The organism is Streptomyces sp. W16, from assembly GCF_033194735.1.
GTDB lineage: Bacteria > Actinomycetota > Actinomycetes > Streptomycetales > Streptomycetaceae > Streptomyces.
Genome location: NZ_JAWOAI010001119.1, coordinates 1 through 1148 on the forward strand (window position 1 = coordinate 1; position 1148 = coordinate 1148).

Annotated in this window: 1 protein-coding gene; it reads right to left on the reverse strand. The window is 72.9% G+C overall.

From position 1 onward, the window contains the following. On the reverse strand, positions 1–1148 hold a 1148-nt coding region (locus R6V09_RS53565), incomplete at both ends, for an SCO7613 C-terminal domain-containing membrane protein (RefSeq protein ID WP_442810320.1).

A 1148-nucleotide genomic window follows, 5' to 3' on the forward strand; every position in this document is an offset into this window, starting at 1 on the left:
GTCCAGGACGTGGCGCTCGGGTCGCGGCGCCTGCGCAGCGCGCCGACGAGCAGCGCGGGGACGGTCACCGGCAGCGTGTACGCCTCGGGGTCGGTGACGTCCCACGCGGCCAGCCGCGCCCAGGTGGCGAGGATGAAGAGAGCGGCGGCCACATAGCCGATGTTCCTGCGGTCGGGGCGCACCGCCGTGCCTGCCGCGATCACTCCGCACAGGGCCAATACCAGTGCCAGCATGGGCAGTTCGGCCGTCGCGAGATCGATCGCGATCAGCGCCGCGGTAGCCCCCGTGATCTCGACCGCCTTCGTGGTGGCCGGGTCACCGACGCGTGCGGCGAGCAGTGCGGCGGTCGCCGGTACGAGCAGCACCAGCAGCGCGACATGCTGTGGCTGCCAGTCGAGGGAGGCGCCCACCGCACAGGCCAGTGCCGTCGCGTATCCGAGGGAGGCGGCGCCGGACGCCGGTGCGAGGCGCCCGCCCCAGGCGGCTGCAGCGAACACGGCGGTCAGCGACGCGAGGACGGCGAGGGTGGCCGGCTCGGCGGCCAGGGCAAGACAGGCGAGACTGAGAGAAGTGACCAGGGCGAGCGTGGTGGCCATGCGGTGCCCGAGTGCGAGCAGGGCCATGACCGTGCACCCGTGCACCAACAGGCCGACGTTGTACGGCAGTTGCAGTGCGGTCGGGAGGGTGAGTGCCGTCGCCCAGGCCAGGGTGAGGGCGGCGGTCAGTGCCTGGGGGCGCCACTCGGCGGTGCGGACCGTGAGGGCCAGCACTGCGGCAACTGCCAGCAGAACCAATGGAGTTGTCATCGCGTGCGTCGGCCAGAAGGTGTCCACCGCAGCCGCTTCACGCGCGTTGCCCGGCGCACCGGACCACGCGCGGGACACCCACGCGGCTGGGCCGAGCAGCGTGACGCCGACGGCGGGCAGCGTCCACAGCACCGCGCCCGCCTGCACGACACCGGAGGCCCAGCCGAGGCCGTCGTGCACGGGTTTGGGGAGTCGGCTCCGCACCAGTGCCAACAGGGCGATTCCACACGCCAGATAGCCGGGAACCGTCCAGTCGGCGGGCAGCGAAGCGCGCAGCATTCCGCCGAGCGCGGCGACCACGAGCAGGCCGCCCGCCGCCGCTGTACTCGTCCTGAGTCCATG